At 40.9% G+C, this 16,721-nt stretch carries 17 protein-coding genes; 7 read left to right on the plus strand and 10 right to left on the minus strand.

Annotated elements, in window-relative coordinates:
- Positions 1-91 precede the first annotated feature (91 nt).
- Positions 92-1,255: a cytochrome c peroxidase gene (locus tag F0226_RS02000; protein WP_171734055.1), complete on the minus strand. Its 1,164-nt coding sequence runs from the start codon at positions 1,253-1,255 to the stop codon at positions 92-94.
- Complete coding sequence (locus F0226_RS02005; RefSeq protein ID WP_171734056.1) at positions 1,242-2,327, minus strand: cytochrome c peroxidase; 1,086 nt, start codon at positions 2,325-2,327, stop codon at positions 1,242-1,244. The genes F0226_RS02000 and F0226_RS02005 overlap by 14 nt, the downstream gene beginning before the upstream one ends.
- Before the next feature lie 140 nt (positions 2,328-2,467).
- Between F0226_RS02005 and F0226_RS02010 the strand changes: the two genes are divergently transcribed.
- Both F0226_RS02010 and F0226_RS02015 read left to right on the plus strand, forming a co-directional pair.
- The gene (locus F0226_RS02010; protein WP_171734057.1) at positions 2,468-4,507 is read left to right on the plus strand and encodes a hypothetical protein; all 2,040 of its coding nucleotides are present in this window, start codon (positions 2,468-2,470) and stop codon (positions 4,505-4,507) included.
- 114 nt (positions 4,508-4,621) lie between these two features.
- On the plus strand, positions 4,622-5,008 hold the full coding sequence (locus F0226_RS02015; protein ID WP_171734058.1) for a DUF393 domain-containing protein: 387 nt from the start codon (positions 4,622-4,624) through the stop codon (positions 5,006-5,008).
- A gap of 68 nt (positions 5,009-5,076) precedes the next feature.
- Here F0226_RS02015 and F0226_RS02020 read toward each other — a convergent pair whose 3' ends face one another.
- The 5 genes from F0226_RS02020 to F0226_RS02040 form a co-directional block, all read right to left on the minus strand.
- On the minus strand, positions 5,077-5,949 hold the full coding sequence (locus F0226_RS02020; protein ID WP_171734059.1) for a DMT family transporter: 873 nt from the start codon (positions 5,947-5,949) through the stop codon (positions 5,077-5,079).
- Positions 5,950-6,004: 55 nt separating this feature from the next.
- Positions 6,005-7,663, minus strand: a complete 1,659-nt coding sequence (locus F0226_RS02025; protein WP_171734060.1) for a GTPase — start codon at positions 7,661-7,663, stop codon at positions 6,005-6,007.
- Positions 7,650-8,747 carry a GTPase gene (locus tag F0226_RS02030; protein WP_171734061.1) on the minus strand — a complete coding sequence of 366 codons (1,098 nt, stop codon included), beginning with the start codon at positions 8,745-8,747 and terminating at the stop codon, positions 7,650-7,652. Before F0226_RS02030 ends, F0226_RS02025 begins: the two co-directional genes overlap by 14 nt.
- Positions 8,748-9,072: 325 nt before the next feature.
- The gene (locus F0226_RS02035; protein ID WP_171734062.1) at positions 9,073-9,492 is read right to left on the minus strand and encodes a VOC family protein; all 420 of its coding nucleotides are present in this window, start codon (positions 9,490-9,492) and stop codon (positions 9,073-9,075) included.
- Positions 9,493-9,696: 204 nt separating this feature from the next.
- Positions 9,697-10,320, minus strand: a complete 624-nt coding sequence (locus F0226_RS02040) for a cytochrome b/b6 domain-containing protein (protein WP_171734300.1) — start codon at positions 10,318-10,320, stop codon at positions 9,697-9,699.
- A 136-nt stretch (positions 10,321-10,456) separates the two neighbouring features.
- Here F0226_RS02040 and F0226_RS02045 point away from each other — a divergent pair, with 136 nt between their 5' ends.
- Genes F0226_RS02045 through F0226_RS02055 form a run of 3 tightly spaced genes read left to right on the plus strand, consistent with a single transcriptional unit; the run spans position 10,457 to position 12,146 of the window.
- Complete coding sequence (locus F0226_RS02045) at positions 10,457-10,921, plus strand: cytochrome c (RefSeq protein ID WP_171734063.1); 465 nt, start codon at positions 10,457-10,459, stop codon at positions 10,919-10,921.
- 43 nt (positions 10,922-10,964) lie between these two features.
- Positions 10,965-11,636: a hypothetical protein gene (locus F0226_RS02050; RefSeq protein ID WP_171734301.1), complete on the plus strand. Its 672-nt coding sequence runs from the start codon at positions 10,965-10,967 to the stop codon at positions 11,634-11,636.
- Between the two features lie 30 nt (positions 11,637-11,666).
- Positions 11,667-12,146, plus strand: coding sequence for an enoyl-CoA hydratase (locus F0226_RS02055; RefSeq protein ID WP_171734064.1), 480 nt, complete (start codon positions 11,667-11,669; stop codon positions 12,144-12,146).
- A 140-nt stretch (positions 12,147-12,286) separates the two neighbouring features.
- On the opposite strand, the gene F0226_RS02060 is transcribed toward F0226_RS02055, so the two are convergent.
- Positions 12,287-12,703, minus strand: a complete 417-nt coding sequence (locus F0226_RS02060; protein ID WP_253820726.1) for a DUF1214 domain-containing protein — start codon at positions 12,701-12,703, stop codon at positions 12,287-12,289.
- Positions 12,704-12,718: 15 nt separating this feature from the next.
- On the opposite strand from F0226_RS02060, the gene F0226_RS02065 reads away from it, so the two are divergent.
- Complete coding sequence (locus tag F0226_RS02065; RefSeq protein WP_253820727.1) at positions 12,719-13,063, plus strand: hypothetical protein; 345 nt, start codon at positions 12,719-12,721, stop codon at positions 13,061-13,063.
- Positions 13,064-13,319: 256 nt separating this feature from the next.
- Here F0226_RS02065 and F0226_RS02070 read toward each other — a convergent pair whose 3' ends face one another.
- Positions 13,320-14,132: an enoyl-CoA hydratase/isomerase family protein gene (locus tag F0226_RS02070; RefSeq protein WP_171734065.1), complete on the minus strand. Its 813-nt coding sequence runs from the start codon at positions 14,130-14,132 to the stop codon at positions 13,320-13,322.
- 178 nt (positions 14,133-14,310) lie between these two features.
- Here F0226_RS02070 and F0226_RS02075 point away from each other — a divergent pair, with 178 nt between their 5' ends.
- Entirely contained in the window at positions 14,311-15,264 is a 954-nt protein-coding gene (locus tag F0226_RS02075; RefSeq protein WP_171734066.1) for a LysR family transcriptional regulator, read from the plus strand.
- 192 nt (positions 15,265-15,456) lie between these two features.
- On the opposite strand, the gene F0226_RS02080 is transcribed toward F0226_RS02075, so the two are convergent.
- Positions 15,457-16,647, minus strand: coding sequence for a benzoate/H(+) symporter BenE family transporter (locus F0226_RS02080; RefSeq protein WP_171734067.1), 1,191 nt, complete (start codon positions 16,645-16,647; stop codon positions 15,457-15,459).
- Between the last annotated feature and the right edge of the window lie 74 nt (positions 16,648-16,721).

Raw genomic sequence — 16,721 nt, forward strand, 5'->3', positions numbered from 1 at the left:
TTTTCACCTGTAACCAATAAAGGTTCTGATGAGGTATGGAATGTTTGTGAGTTATGAATCGCCAAACTAGAGGCATTAGATTTTATCGACATTATTTTTTTGCCTCTAGGATCTGTTCTTTTGTATACATCGCTTCGTAAGGCGGAAGTTCAGGCTCTTCTATTGAAATCTGCTCCCCAGAGAATGCTTCGACAAAGCTAAGCAAATCTTGTTTCTCTTGGTCATTCAAACCTAATGGTACGATTAAAGGTGACTTGGTTTGCGGAAAACCAGTTGAACGACCATCACTCGCGATACCGCCACGATTGTAAAAATCAATCACATCACTGAGCGTAGGGATCGCACCATTGTGCATGTAGGGTGCGGTATATTTTGTATATCGGATGCTTGGCGTTCTGAATTTCCCAAGCATTTCTTTGCGCTTCGCTCTGAAATACGCGCCTGGGTCAGCCTTCGTTTCTCGGTACATTTTTTCCGTTACGCCTTTTGAATAAAGCTCAAAGCGGAAGGTAATTTGTGCCAACTCATCGTCTTCCCACCATAAACTTGGTGGTACGCCAATGTTGTAAAACTTTTGGTCAGACGCGAGAGGACCATTATGGCAAGCCAAACAATTTGCTTTGCCTTCGAACAATCGCTTACCTCGAATTTGTTGCTTGGTTAGTGCTGAACGGTCGCCTCGTAAATATTGATCAACCGGTGTGTCTGTTTGCACTAATGTGCGTTCAAAGGCTGAAATTGCACGCCAAGCATTATGGATTTTCGGTGTGTCATCACCAAAAACCTGTTTAAATCGCTTAACGTATTCGGGTACTAGCGCTAAGCGGGCTTCCATGATGTCATCTTCACCATTACCAGCTACGGCACCTTTCGCAGCGTCTTTCGCTTGAGCTTCTAATGACATCGCGCTGCCCGCCCAAAAAAATTTATCGTAATACGCGGCATTAATAATGGTTTGGCTATTTCGCCAGTGAACGGTTCCGGGATACCCCATAGACAAATCGTCAGGAAACCCCCAACCTTGAGTTTGAATATGACAGCCAGAACATGGGCTGCTAGTGTCGCCGCTTAATCTCCCGTCATAAAACAGAATTTTTCCTAATTCGATTTTCTCTGGTGTTTGTTTGTTGTCTAACGGAATTGGCACTTCCCCTAGTGGGGCTAAACTGTGTCCTGCATTCGCTAAAAATGGGAAAAACGCGCCCAAAAATAAAATTACAGTCAACGATAAACAGGTAGAGTTAATTCTTAGCATTTGACCAGTCCTCTGTGTATTCATAGCCAAAGTCATATTCTAACCACTCGTATTCAGCACCGATTAACGGATCGCCTGATAAGGACTCCAAAAAAGCTACTAATGCTGCTTGCTCTTGCTTGCTCAACGACAATGGTTTCATCCGCTGATCTTTGTTTGAGTCTTGCCCTCCACCACGATTATAAAAATCGACAACCTCATCCAATGTGCTCAACATTCCGTTGTGCATATATGGCGCGGTATAAGTCAGCTCTCTGAGGGAAGGAGTAATGAAGGAGCCTCGGTCCGAACCGTCTGCTTTATGAGTTTGAACATGTGCCCCGACATCACGCTTTAATGCCAAATAATCTTGTATACCCATAAACATATTGAATGCTAAGAAGCTTTGGTGACGCATAGGATCGGTAAAAATATCAGGGTTCTCAGGCACGCCAGTATTATGCGCTAGCCCATCACTGAATAACTCCCCTGTATGGCATTGGCTGCATCCAGCCTTTCCAGTAAACAAAGCCTGACCTTGAGAAGCCAGAGCGGAAAGGTTATTCAAATCATAAGGGGAGTTTTTAGACGTTAGAGTTTTTAAATATTCGGGCAAAGCTTTACGTACACCACCATTTGATGGCTCACCCAGCCCGGCTTTTTTGAACATTTCAACGTAGATAGGATCTTGTTTTATGCGCTCTTGCATGAGGCGCATATCCATATTCATTAGCCAATCTTCTGTTATATTTTCTCTTACTACATCATTTAAGTTGGTGCCAATGCGCCCGTCATGAAACCAAACTTCTTTATATGCCGTATTAATCAAAGATGGAGAATTACGAAAGCCATCACTGCCCGTGTAAGCAGGGCTTAGTGCTTCTGGATGTGAAAATCCATTTTGAGGAATATGGCAGCTTGAGCATGATATTGAGTCATCACCCGAAAGACGAGTATCAAAAAATAGCCTTTTCCCTAACTCTGCTTTTGCAGAATCAACTGCTAAAGGAGGTAATTTGGCTTCCACACTGGCGCTCAACAATAGACAAACACCCAGAATAGCCTGAGTAATTGCTTGTTTTGTGGTCTTCATTCCCTTCCCCATAATCATGCTACTATTGATGTTCTATATTATTCGGCTACGGTTCATCATTGATATGATGGTGATCATACAAATCTAAATGATATCCGTTAGTATTCTAAATTAATATTCAAGACCATGTTGTTATTACTATGATTTATGCCAGCCTCATCGACCTAACACTCAATAAATTACAACACGGTAATGAACTTGAACAAATATCCGCCGCTAATGCTCTACACCAATGCGAAGAAGCCATAAATGCATTAATATCTCAGTTGCATACTGATTCTGAAGAATTAACTATTGGCTGTTTAAATGCTTTATCGTCTTTACCCAATAGCCCAATAGAACCACTCATAAAATGCTTATCTTCGGCTCATGACCCAGACGTAAAATTGGCTGCAATGCATGCCATTTCGACAAACCACCGCGTTGATGATGCAAAGTCTGCATTACTTGAATTAGCAAGTGCGGACAACGAATGTTGGGACGGCGATTGGGATGATGGCATAGATATCGCTCTTGCCTCCGTCAATGCTTTACTCAAGACGACACATAGCTTTGTAGAAGAAGAGCTAGCTCAATTAATTATGCTCATTCATAGCGACCCTGAACCCGAATTAGAGCAAGCCTTGTATTACTTACTGGCTAAGGTTGCCCCAAATAAACTTGATGATTTAGTTGAACAGGAATGGAGTCGATTTTTATCATCTCCTTTAAAAACCAGTTTGGGATTATCACTAACCAGAAAGTTACTGAAAGCCTCCTCGAATAAGGTTCATTTGTTCAAGTTTCTTGAAAGCGATGACTTACTGATTCATAGAATTGCATTAACGAGACTGTCCGATTTAGATGCACGAGAGTACCTACAAAGCTTTTTAAGCATGCTCTCCAGCGCCCAACAACCGATGCAAGATATCGCCATTTCGACGCTATTACGCTGGCAATATCCAGTCGCACCCCAATACTTAGAGCCGATCATCCGCAATAATCGTCCAATATCAAAAGTACTGCCATTTATAACCAAAGAAAGCTTCTTCTTACTTTTAGAGCAGTGGCAATCGGGAGAAATGAATAAGTGCAATGTTGCCCCTTGTCTTAGCCTAGCAAGCAGGTTTGATTACGATTTATCCGAGATAGTGAAGCATTTCTTTGCCGAGTTCGGACGTTTAGAGCCACAGCATCAAATAGACTCATTGACTGAGTTATGTCAAAGCCGTGAGCTACAAATTCCGGTTTCATTTTTACGCATGCATCTTCAATCACAGACTTTGGATAACAGCGTGCGTCTTTTACTGATAAAGAACCTAGCTTCACAAAACACTCCCGCTTCTAAAAACTTAATCAATGAACTTATATTTGATAATGCGTACATTGATTTTAAGTTGACTGAAAGATCAGATTTAGAGCTTAACAGTCGATTAGAAGAAGTGAAGACGAAGAAAGCAGAAGTAAACACAAAAGATAATGGCTCTGAAGACGGTAACCTTGTTGCGGTAAACCCTATGTCTACACTTGCTGCTTTATCAATGCCATTAGATGAGAAAACCACCTCTCCTACGAAGCAGCCATTCAAAAAATCTCAAAGAAAAATTGCGACTATTGAGAGCCTCACCAACCGTTCAAAGGTGATTGAGTATTGCGCCTCTCAAGAACAGCTAATTGAATTATGTACCGCCGTTTCAATTGAGCAATTAGACGAAGAAGATTTTTTTGCTATTGTAAAAGCTTCACTGCGATGTAACTTGGCGTTCGCCTCTATTCGTTCAGATGAGCTAGACGACTATGCACATAAACAGTTAGTTAATTCAGATTACCGTACAGAATTGAAAACGCTTGTAGAGTGGCTAGGACCAGTTCATTTACAAACTGAGATACCGGCATTAGTTGAGCTCAGCTCTCCGTTGCTCATCTCTCAATTAATCCCCTTCATCGAGGATCTTGATGTACTCAACATTTTATTAGAGCATCCCTATTTAGGCGTAAAACAACAAGCGACCATCAAGTTAGAATCTCTTATGAGAGGCGATAAAACTCGCTATATTGAACTCATTCATTTTGCTTTAAGTTCACCAGACCTTCATTCGACGGTGAATCAATTTGATCACACAGTACTTGAAGAAGAGTTGGTCTTATTGTTAAACACTCACCCTTTAAAGGCTCTGCAATTTATGGGGGATTTTGGGTGATTAAAGAAAGATTTGATCTTGAAATGCATCTCCACCGTATAAACGATTGTGGTGATACCAAAACGGCTATTCATAAAATTCAGTGAAAAACAGTTAATATAGGACGGAGAATGAATGACTCATTTAACTATCTTCTATGATGGAACATGCCCACTCTGCGCTAAAGAAATGAATGCACTAAAAAAGCATGATAAACAGAATTTACTGAAGACAGTGGATATCTACAGTGAAGACTTCTCGGCATACCCAGAGATTGATGCAGAAGCTGCTAACAACATTTTGCACGCCATCAATCACAAAGGACAATTACTGCTTGGTTTAGATGTGACCTATAAAGCATGGCAATTAATGGGACGCGGTTGGATTTATGCCCCACTTCGTTGGAAATTAGTGAAACCACTAGCAGATTCACTCTACCTAAAATTTGCCCGCAATCGGTATAAGGTTTCATTTTGGCTGACAGGCACTTCACGTTGTGACAGCAACAGCTGTTCGCGGTAGTGTTTCTTATCACTGGCTTAAGACCGATATCAATCTAGGTAAGCCTCAGCATAAACCTAGATTAACCGTTACCACATCACCAAGATTGCAGCGATTGCGATAAAAAATAAAGCCAGCATATCCTTTCTTTTTACGCCTTCTTTCAGCCAGAAAAATGAAATTAAAATCGTAAAGAATACTTCTATTTGCCCCAGGGTTTTAACCAACGGCACAGTTTGCAGTGACATAGCACTAAACCAACCGAGAGATCCGATAAAACTGGCGATACTGGTCATCAACACCAACTTAGGTTTAATAAACATCGCTTTTAATGTTTGGCGATCGCGAAACAGCATAAACAAAACAAGCATTACCGTTTGCAAAAAGATAACCGAGAATAGCACCCACGCAGCGCGATGAGGGAAAGGAACGTCTAACGTTAAGCTCGCTTCTCGAACCCACAAAGACGTTAACGCAAACGAAGTACTGCACGCTAAGCCTATTAGCGCCGTTTTTAAAGAAATACTGCGAATACCATTAGGACAGCTCAGCATGAATACCGCTATTGCTCCGATAAGTACGCCAACCCACCCCAGTAGTGATAATGAAGTACCAAAGAATAAGACACCTAAAAAAGCAGAAACTGGCGCTTCACTTTTTGCAAGCCCAGCCCCAATGGCAAAATTTTTCTGTTTAAATAGAACAACCATTAACCCCGTAGCCACAATTTGCATGACCGAAGCACCAATAATAAAGAAGTAAGATTGATTGGAAAAAATAGGTAAAGGTGTGGGTTGATACCAATGTAAAAGCACTAAATATGCCGCCGCTAACGGACCTGCCCATAAAAAACGAGCCAAGGTAACACCAACAACATTCAACTCTTTACTTAATCGACTTTGAAAAGCGTTCCGCCAAGATTGACTAAACGCAGCCAAAACCGTGAAAAATACCCAACTCATACTATTCCTTTATTTTTGATTCCCTAAGCCCTTCATCGAACCTAACCAATTAAATCTATTTAATCACTTTCTTAATCACAATCTCGGCAATTTTAGGGCTTGCTACTTTTAAGGCCTCTGGCGCCTTTTTTAACGCTTCCGGAGCTACTTTTTTACTGACTTTAGCCATTCGATTAAATTGCTTTTTAATCGACGTTCCTCTTTTCATCGCCTCTGTTCTCTGGCGGTTTCGTTGCACGTTATTCGCTTCTGATATTTCATTAACGATGGTTTCCTTCAGCGTATCCACACCGAAATGAGCACGTTCTGGAGAAATAGACAAAGGCAAAGCCCCATCAGTAACTAATAACTCCTGATTGTACTGTAACGCTTGCGCAATCACTTTTTCTTTAGCTGAAATGGGGTTAACCAAGTTAAATGGAGGCTCCCATTCAGTAAGCGGCTTCAAATTATCAACCTGATTGACCACGGCTAATACTTTTGGTTTTTTACGTGATACGTTTTTTGGGTCCGCGTAAAAGCCATCAAATTTGTCTTTTAGTTTTTTATCTAAATCACGAGCAGGCTGATTCGCCTTGAGTACCCAAAGCACTAAATCCGCTTGTGTCATTTCTTGCAGCATTGCCTTTTCTGTTTTTTCAGTGCCATCCAAACCTTTAAGATCGATAACTCTGACTTCGTTATCATCCACTTCCGCACTGTAAACGGTAGACGCGTCCGTAGAGGGTAATACATCGACCTCCGCAACCATTTCATCTTTTAGAAGATTCACTATTGAGGATTTACCCGAGCTTGTTTGACCGACCAACACGACTCGGACCGGCTCCAGTTCAACAGCAAAACGCTTCTCATCTAACTTTGAAGCATCTGTGATTTGCAGGTCATCTTCTTCTAAACTGAATCGTCCGCTGTATAGATCAATTGCAACAGCAGCTATCTCATCTAATAAGGCTTCTTTCGCGACCTGCTGCATGTCTTCAACCACGCCTTTCGTCATCGACGATGTGGCTTGCTCTCGGCTTAGGTCAGACACCACCTTTAGTGGGTTGTAATATAAATTTTTAGCGTGATTAGCCCAAACAGCCGCTTTAACAATTTTTTGACCTAATTCCCCATACTTATCATAAGCTTCATAGCCAGCTTTAATGTATGAGAACTTAAGGTATTCAATGCCCGGAATGTTCTCTTTGACAACTCGCTTATATCTAAGACCTACTTCTTCAAATAACTTTAAGCCTTCTGGAATAGAGAAATCTAACGTCTTCTTACCAAACTCCTTTGCGACAAATTCAAGGATCTCAATACCAACTTTATCGAGGTTGACCCAATCAATATCCGTTTTTAAATATTCCCGATTATGCAGCTTCGCTTGATTCCAAATAACCAATTCAGCTTGAGACCATTCAGAGGATGCTTTAACAAGACCATCACCGACTTCTTCTCCTACTAAGCCATTTTCATTAAGAGCAGACTCTGCCGCATCTTGGGATTCGCGATCACTCACGCGGCTTAACAAAAACAATGGAATAGTCGTCACTAGAGTGCTCACCGCAATAGCAATCGACAGCTCCAATACATACCCATATTTAAAAGCAAGAAAAAGCCCGAATAATGCCATGAGCAATACAGGTAAAATCGAAGATATGAGAACAATGCCCCAACGCCCACCTGATAAATTGGAGAGTAAGTGATAAAAGCTTCTAATTTTCTTCATAGCCAGACGCTGCCTTACCTTTTTTCAATGAATCTTTATATATCGTTTGCATCTCTTCTTGAGAGATCTCAGTGCCTTTACTTTTGTGGTAAAAGTAAAAACAGGCTGCTCGTCCCAAGCCATAAGTGGTTCCAAAGCTCATGGCTGCAGCAGCGACAGCGCCAACGGTTTGTCCATAGCCAGGAATTAACTTAACTAACTGTCTCGCGCCTAACTTAACGCCATATTGCAAAGCAAAGCTGCTCCCAAGCGTGCTGACCAATTCTGTGAATGCTCGCTTGTTCCATTCAACGCCATATTGATTGGCAAGGCTATGCAGCATTTTCGCTTGTATCGCTGGTACAGATACGAGTCCAACGGCAGGAATGAGATCACTCGCGGAAGCACTGCCTGCATACCAAAGCACTTCATTTTCTACTTTGTCAAAATTGGCTTCTTCAACACTTGAATGTTCTTTATCTTCAATCATCATTCCGATAACAGGAAGGATATGAGTCAGTTTTTCAATCAGCTCGTTGTAGTGATAAACCAACCCTTCAGGCGCTTCAAAATCAACCGTCACTGAATCAAACGCGCTACCCCACACCTTTTTTACTTGGCTTTCGTTAAATAAAACCTGACGTTGGCGCTCTGATTCTGCAGACAACAAAACACCACTATGAGCCAGCAGTAGCTGCTTAATTTTCTTTTGCTTCTTAATCAATGTTAGTGCGCTGAGTACCGATGATTGCTCAGGTTCATCGACTTTCATCACCACCACTAAAGCATGTCCTGCTTTACCTATCTCATCGAGGTCAGGCTTAGGGTCATATTCAGCCTCGCCTAACCCTCTAGTATCTAAGAAGCGCATAACTGGCTTATCTTGGGGAAACTCGTAGCTTTGAGCCGTCATTGTGCATGGAGCAAAGCCATTGCCGACTTCTACTGAAGAAAGCCCCGTTACTGATTGAATAAATGATGATTTCCCTGCCCCTGTTTTCCCTAAGAGCCATAGCGTAGGTAGGTGCTGGCGCTGAAATTCATGAGCTTGAGTCAAGTCTGGATTTTTACTTGGATTAACAAATTCTTTAATTTGGTCAAACATAGGCAATGAGTATTAACCAGCAACGGTAAGAGAAAGTTAATAGCAGAATAGCGATTGATTACGAGGAAAGAAACAGGCACGTTCACTTTGTACAGAAAGCACATATTGATTAACAGCCGAGAAGCGTATCTTATTTTCCAGAAAAACGGAAAATGCTAAATAATTGGTTTTAAATAGTTAACCCTCTAAAACAATTGCCACAGACTTAGGCGGTGGTTTAGCAACTAATAAAAATAGCGAGCTGTAGTAGCTCGCCTCTTTGCATATTTTTAGTCGGTATTATCTAACTAAATGGAAAGTGACTCAGGTTGAACCCTTCGTTTGACTAACCATCACTATTACGTAATTTTGGATCATCCGTTAAGTATTCAACAAACTCCACTTCAAACCCCGCGGGGTCGAGAAAATAGATATTTTTCCGATATGAACTCTCAGTTCCATTTTGAAAGATTTTGAACCCAGCTTTCGTTAGCCTTGCAATCACACCATCAAGGTCATGCGTCACGTAAGCAAAATGAGCCAGACCGACTTGGTGACCAGATAAGTCTCGGTTTTCTCCTTCACCATGATCACTTATCGCTAAGTATTGGTATTCATCCCCAAAATGCAGCCAATTTCTCGGCTTGCCTGACCATTCACCTTGCCCCTCATCTCGTACATACCAATGTGGAAAAACAGCCTGGTAAAATTTAAGCATTTCTGGGATGTCTTTTACGACTAAATTTACGTGTTCTAATTGGATCATGCTTCTCTCCTTAAAGTCTTTTTTGGCAACGTTTTGCAGCATCGAAACCAATCCTAATACTTAAAGTTAACTTGAGGTAAAGCATTAATTTCCATTAATCTAAAATAAGATTAGAAACATCGTCTCGGATAAACTCTTCACTTCGCTATCTTTTTCATTTAACTATCTTACTCATGTAACTATCTTCCTCATCTAAATTAGCTATCACGCTAACGCAACGATCACTAAGCTAATAGTCGCGGCTAAAACAAGTACCTGCAATGCACGCCACTGAGACACGAAATAGACCGTATCTTCAAATTTTATTCGAGTCTGCACTCCGGAAATCATCGCCCAGGTTAATGGTTTTGAACGAAGCTTATAAAATAGAACCGCAAAGACATGCACTCCAACTAAAGCTGGAAGTACGTTTACCATGGTTAAGTGAATGCTCTCTAGAAATGAAAATACGGGATCTGTTAACCACATATCCGCAAATGGAAGATTATCGAGTAATCCAGCAAGGGCTAAACCTGAAACACATTGAATGGTTAATGCAGACAAAAGTGTCACTACCATCCAACCACCAGCCGGATTATGCCCAGCTTTAGCTTTCTCTTTTCCTTGTAGATACTTAACGACCGATTTTGGCGGGCGTAAAAAATGATTAAATCGGCTAGTTTCGCTGCCAACCCAGCCCCACACCAATCGCCAAATAAGCAACGTCATCAACACTAATCCCAACTGTACATGTGGTCCATTACCTGAAAGACCAGACGCCATCAAAGCCATGAAAAGAACAGCTTGAGCCCAGTGGTATAAGCGCGTTGATAAATCCCAAATTTTCATCATTTAACCTTCTCGTGTTATTCATTTTTAAACATCAATGACATCAATTTACACAACAACAGTTGCTTGTGCAATGATTGTTGTGTAAATTAACAACCAACGAATCATTGGTTACTAGTTCAACAACGAGGGTGATATGAAAAAAATGACAGTCAGGCTTCTATGTGTAACGACCACTTTACTAAGCGCTCAAGCGTTCAGTTCACAAGATATGAACCAAATAAATACAGGCGTAATTCAAGTTGAGCAGCGTCAGCACGCTTTTAAACAAATTGAGACTTTTGTCGACAAGGCAGATGACACTTTAAATGGTTCAGACACAGATTGGGCTGCATTGAGCTCAATCAGCCTCAATCTAACGAATCATAGCCAAGAATTAATGACGCTTTTCCCAGCTGAGAGCCAAGAAGGAAGTAAAGCAAAAGACACAGTTTGGACAAAGCCAGAGAAGTTTAATCAGCTCATGAAGCAAATGAATGAGGGTTTTGCAAAGCTCCACCAAGCCAGCAAACAAAGCGACGTTTCACTGGCAGAGTTAGGGCTAGAGACCGCACAAGATACCTGTAAAAGCTGCCATCGTTCTTATCGATCACGTTGGTAATCACAATAAACACAATCTAAGTCAGACCATTTAAGGAATTAAAATTAAAACTATAAAAATCATAACCTGCATTACCGCCATCCTTTTTTCTACCTGCACGAGCGCTCAAGATTATGCCGTTGAACTAAAGTGGAATACCGATAATTTCCAGCAAGTACTCAATACAATGCCAGAGCAAAAAGCTGAGTTTAGAAAGCTAATAAACCAAGGCGAAATAAAAGATATGTATGTTTCACGCAGCGAAGTAGACGGTAATCCTGTTCAGCTGTTGCGCTTTGTTATTGCAGCTGATAGCGAACAACAAGTACAAACTAAACTTGCTCATTTACCCTTGTATGAAAAAGACTTAGTCAACATCAGTAAAATTACACTTCTAGGAGCTAAGTGGTTGGATAACACACCTAATTACAATAACTACGGTGTGACAATTACTTGGAAAAACGGCATTGAAGCGCTCGAAATAGACCGCGTACTGAACATTGATTTACAGCGAGTAGTCAGTCTTAACCAAGCTGGTTTGGTGACTTCCTCGTACATTGATACTCAAGATCTAGGTAACCATGTCACAAGACCTATCTACTCGGTTTCATTTATAGCGAAGGATGCACAACACGCAAAAGAGCTGAGCCATCAATTTGAAGCCGTTACGTTAGGCTATGCAAATGTCGATGTTCAGTACCTTGGTAAAAAGCTTTCTCTGACAAACATCCATTAACCGATTCTGAAGTAATAAAGAAGCATAAATATGAATAGAAAAGTGATCAGATTCCTTAATGAAATCGGCACCATTATGTATGTGGGCGGCATCTTGTCTCATATCGTAATAGGTGCGACTTTGGGGCATGAAACAGCATTAATGGCTTATCATGTTGGTACGTATAAGGAGTTAAGCGCTTATATTTTAATTTTACCAGGCTTAGGGCTAAAGCTATTCGCAGATGTATATGGCTATTATTCAGCTCAGCAAAAACCTATGTGGCTCAAATTAAAACTCCTTATGCTAACTATTCTAAGCATTAATGCGTTTGCTTTTCTTGTTCCCATGATGCCTGAACTGGTTGCTCTGGCAAAAGCATCCATCCCACAAGGTGAAGTTAGCCAAGCCTACTTAGAAAAGGCAAAAATTGAACAATGGATAGGCATGTCGAATGCACTTCCGCTCTTAGCTGAATTACTTCTAGGCTCATTTAAACCAAATTTATTGAAAGAAGAGCAAGCTAAATAGAAATAGTTTGATAAGGAATTGTACAAAAGGTATCGGCGCAGAAAAGTTAGCAATATAACCTCAGAAACTAACCTTAACGGGGTCTATTAGTATGATAGAGAGCCAGTAATCTCTTACTGGCTCAAATTCTTGTGTTCTCGCTATTGGTGATTCCCTTTAATTTTTTTAAAAGACGTCGATTTCCATTGATCCGTTTTCACTTCTTCACCTGGTGTGTACATACGAAGTACCGAATACCATTGATGATCAGGAATAGGTAAAAAGTTAGGGTTATCTTCATGCCCTGCCGTATCACTGCTCATGGTTATGGTATAAGTTCCGTCATCATTTGGAACAAGCGTTCGGTCACCTCTAGAATGTCTACCCAGGTCATTCTTTTCCATGAGTCTTGTTTTGCCACTATAAGCTGTGTATGACCAGAATCCGCCTTTTTCTAAAGGAGGGGCATCAAACGTTACGGTGTAGTCATACTTACTTCCATCGAGAGCTTCACCTTCACTATCAAAGAAATCACCGCTGTACATTGTGTGTTTTGCCGGTAAACCCCACTGCCCCATTAATGTGCCATAAGCGTGCTGGAAGCTTGGCAAGATTACGATGAAGAATACTCGACGACTTACTCGATAGGCATTGGGGTCGAGTATGCTTATGAAGATTGGCTACTGTATAGCGAAGTAAGTGCTGATACGAGTCCTTTAAGTAGTATAAACCGAGACATCCTGCTTCCCCTCGACGCGCAATGGCGTATTGGCTTAGGAGCTGAACACAAGATCTATCAAGATCTATCCGCTGGGTTAAGTTATCAGTATCAGGATCTTGGGAATGGTGAGATTAACGCCGGTTCTGAATTATTCCAGCCTAATGGTAACTTCACCACTAATAGAGTTCATTTTATTACTCTTTCACTCCGTTATTGATAACACCTCTACTTACCTTCTACGTTAGATGTGCAACATAAAAACACTAACCCGGAATAAATATCCAACTTACAAACAAAAAAGCGAGCACTAAGCTCGCTTTCTATAATGTTAATTATTGCTTAGGTTACAGATTTTCTACTGGCTGTTGAACAATCACGAATTCTTCGTTGGTTGGCAACCTATTAGTATTGTAATCAATCTGAGCTTCCTTTCTTCCAGCGTAGAACACAGAGCAAAAGAGCGTAATTTGAACTCATTTAGACAGTTCAGCCGCGGTATCAACAAAAATTCCTTGAATGTCTTTTGCTTCACGCTCTGTTTGTCCGCCATGTTTTAAAAATGCAGAGATAATAGCGGCTGTTTTTTGCTCTTTTGCACGCTCTAAAAAGTAACGTAACTCTAGCTCTGCACCTGCGTCTTCATCTTTAATTGATGCTGCAATGATCTCTTTGTACATCACAATATCACGCACTTCTAATGTGCTAATCACACCTAAAGTCATCGCTAAAAAGTTATCCATTTCCGCTTTAGGTACAAATTGAGTAATGATATTTAAGTTCTCAGCTTGTTGTGCTGTAAAATCGTTACCCAATAACAAAGCTTGTAGTGCTTTGTTTTTGCCCATTCTTCTTGCGAATTGAACTGCGCCCTGTCCACCAGTAGGAATATTTACGTGAATCTCTGGTTGAGCAAACGCTGCATTCTCGGTGCCGTAAGCAAGGTCACACGCCATAACAAACTCATTACCGCCCCCGCGAGCCACGCCATCAACCAAAGCAACAGACACTTGTTTCATTGCTTTGATGTTCATGATCATGTGGTTGAACTCAATAGACGCTGCTTGACCACCTTGCGTACCGTTGATCACATTAAGATCAAGATGCGCTAAAAAAAAGGTTTCATGCAGTGATTTAAACACCACAACTTTAGTTTCTCGGTCATCTTTTAAAGAAAGCACATATTCATTAATTTCGTTGATTAGATTAATGGTTAATACATTCACTGGTGGGTTGTTGATAGCAACTGTTGCGATACCATTTTGATTAGTGATTGATAATGTTTTCATAATGTACTTCCTCTAAGTCGCCTATTGGCTAGTTAAATATAGTGATGTTGAGAGGGTGTCCTCTCCGTCAGTGAGATAACTATAAGCAATCTATTAGATGAGAAAAATACAGTTAATAGCATAATATTGATGCTAAAATTGCACCAATACTGTTTTTATTTATTCTCATGAGGTTCAAATGGATTTTTCTAATCGATTACTTTTATTGCTAGAAGTTACTGAACTTGGCTCTTTTACTAATGTTGCCGAGCAAAAGAATCTTGATCGCTCTGTTATCTCAAAGCAGATAAGTCGTTTAGAAAAAGAATTAGGGGTTCGCTTACTTAATCGCACCACGCGCTCATTATCATTAACCGCGGCGGGTAATGAGATGGTGAACCAAGCAAAACTGTTACGTGACTTGCTTAATAACACCCACCGTTTAGCGCAAAACTACCATTCAGAGCCAAGAGGGATATTACGAATTACCAGTTCAATGATGTTTGGTCGACAGTACGTTCAAGATGCGATCTCGGTTTTTCAGAAGCAATATCCAGATGTAAAATGCGAGCTGAGATTAGAAGATAGAGTGGTGGATATTGTGCAAGAGGGCTTTGATATTGGCTTTCGTATTGGCAAACCAAAGAACTCCAATTTGATCTCTCGTAAGATTGCCAGGAGCCGCTTACTTATTGTAGCTTCACCTGATTTCATTCAACAGCATGGGAAAATAGAGACTATTGAAAAGCTAGAATCTCTGCCAGCTACGATTTATGCCGCGCCTGGATTGTTCATCAATAAATTCAATTATCTTGATGAGAAGAATATTGAACAGCAATTTCAACTTAATGCCGCTTATAAAGTGAATGATGTTGAGATGGTAGTAAAAAGCGCGGTGGCGGGTAATACGCTCGCTGTGGTCACTGCTCAAATGATTGAGAATGAAATCATTAAAGGAAAGCTTATCCCGATCATGACGCATTTAAACCTTGAAGATTTTGGAACTTTTTACGCCGTATACCCGCACCGAGATGCACCTATTAAAACCAAGTTGTTTATTGATGTTTTAAAATCAATTATTGGAGGTGATACTCCTATTTGGGAGCAAAACATACCAAATTTTGAACAACTTTATTCCGAGAGAAGTGATTAACAACTGAAATATCTGAAATATCTGAAATATCTGAAATATCTGAAATATCTGAAATATCTGAAATATACAGTACTGACCCTAATAAGAGGTGTCACTTGCAATTAAATAGTTATCCAACGAAGTAGTTATCTAACAAAGTAGCCATCCAACGCTTATTTCGTATTAGCTGTTCATAGTTCTAGGCGGTACCAGTTATTGAGTCGATGATGTGCCTTTTTCTCTTCCCTCACTAGCCTTACAATTGTGTAACCAGTAGCAAAGCAAACCTACACACAGCCCCCAGAAAGCACTGCCTATACCCAGTAAATTGACACCTGAGGCTGTGACTAGAAATGTAAACAGTGCAGGCTCTCGGCATTGGCTGTCTGCCATGGATACCGCTAAACAGTTCATTAGGGTAGGCATCACCGCAAGACCTGCAATAGCAATAACAACCGCCTCAGGAACCGAACTAAATAAAGAAACAAATGACATCCCCATCACCCCTGCTAAAAGGTAAAACACACCCATAAAAATTCCTGCTATGTAGCGTGTCTTCGGGTTTTCATCGGCATTTGGTCCCATACAAATTGCGCCAGTTATCGCCGCAAGGTTAAAAGCAAACCCGCCAAATGGTGCTAACAATAAACCTGTCACACCTGTCGTTGTAATAATTTTGGACGAATCGGCTTGGTAGCCATTCGCTTTCAAGACAGCAAATCCCGGTAAATTCTGAGAAGCCATAGTAACGATAAACAACGGTATTCCAACGCTGACCAACGCGAGAAGGTCGAAGTCTGGAGCGATGAATACAGGAACAGTTAAGCCCATCGTTACTTCACTTACATCTAGCTTTCCCATCCCGATACACATTATTAAAGCGACGATGAAAATACTTGGGATCAATAAGTTTCCTAACCGAACCCTTGCCACCATATAGATTGCCAGCATTACAAAGATAATTTGCCCCTCTTCCGTGACCGATGTGAACAAGCCCAGACCAAATTGCAGTAAAATACCCGCTAACATTGCCGATGCTATCGCTGTTGGTATCTGCTTGAGTACTTTTTCAAATATCCCGGCTAAACCGACCAACGTAATTAATAAAGAACTAAACAAAAACACAGCGACTGCCTGATTCATTGTCAGCCCTTCAAGCGATGTAATTAACAATGCCGCACCAGGTGTGGACCACGCTGTAACGATAGGTTTCTTGTAGTGTAATGAAAGCAATATAGTGGTTACTCCCATACCAACCCCTAACGCCCAAAACCATGAAGCTACTTGCTCGTTGGTTGATCCAGCACTCATTGCAGCTTGAAAAATTATCGCTGCAGCACTCGCATAGCCAATAAATACCGCAATAAAGCCTGTACTGATATGGGAAAGTTTTATCTTAGTCATGTTAATTTATTCCTACGTGCGTTATAACGTCCATACAACCAATCTAACGCACGTGCGCTATAACGCACAAGTTG

Source organism: Vibrio sp. 99-70-13A1 (assembly GCF_013114625.1).
Classification (GTDB): Bacteria; Pseudomonadota; Gammaproteobacteria; order Enterobacterales; family Vibrionaceae; genus Vibrio.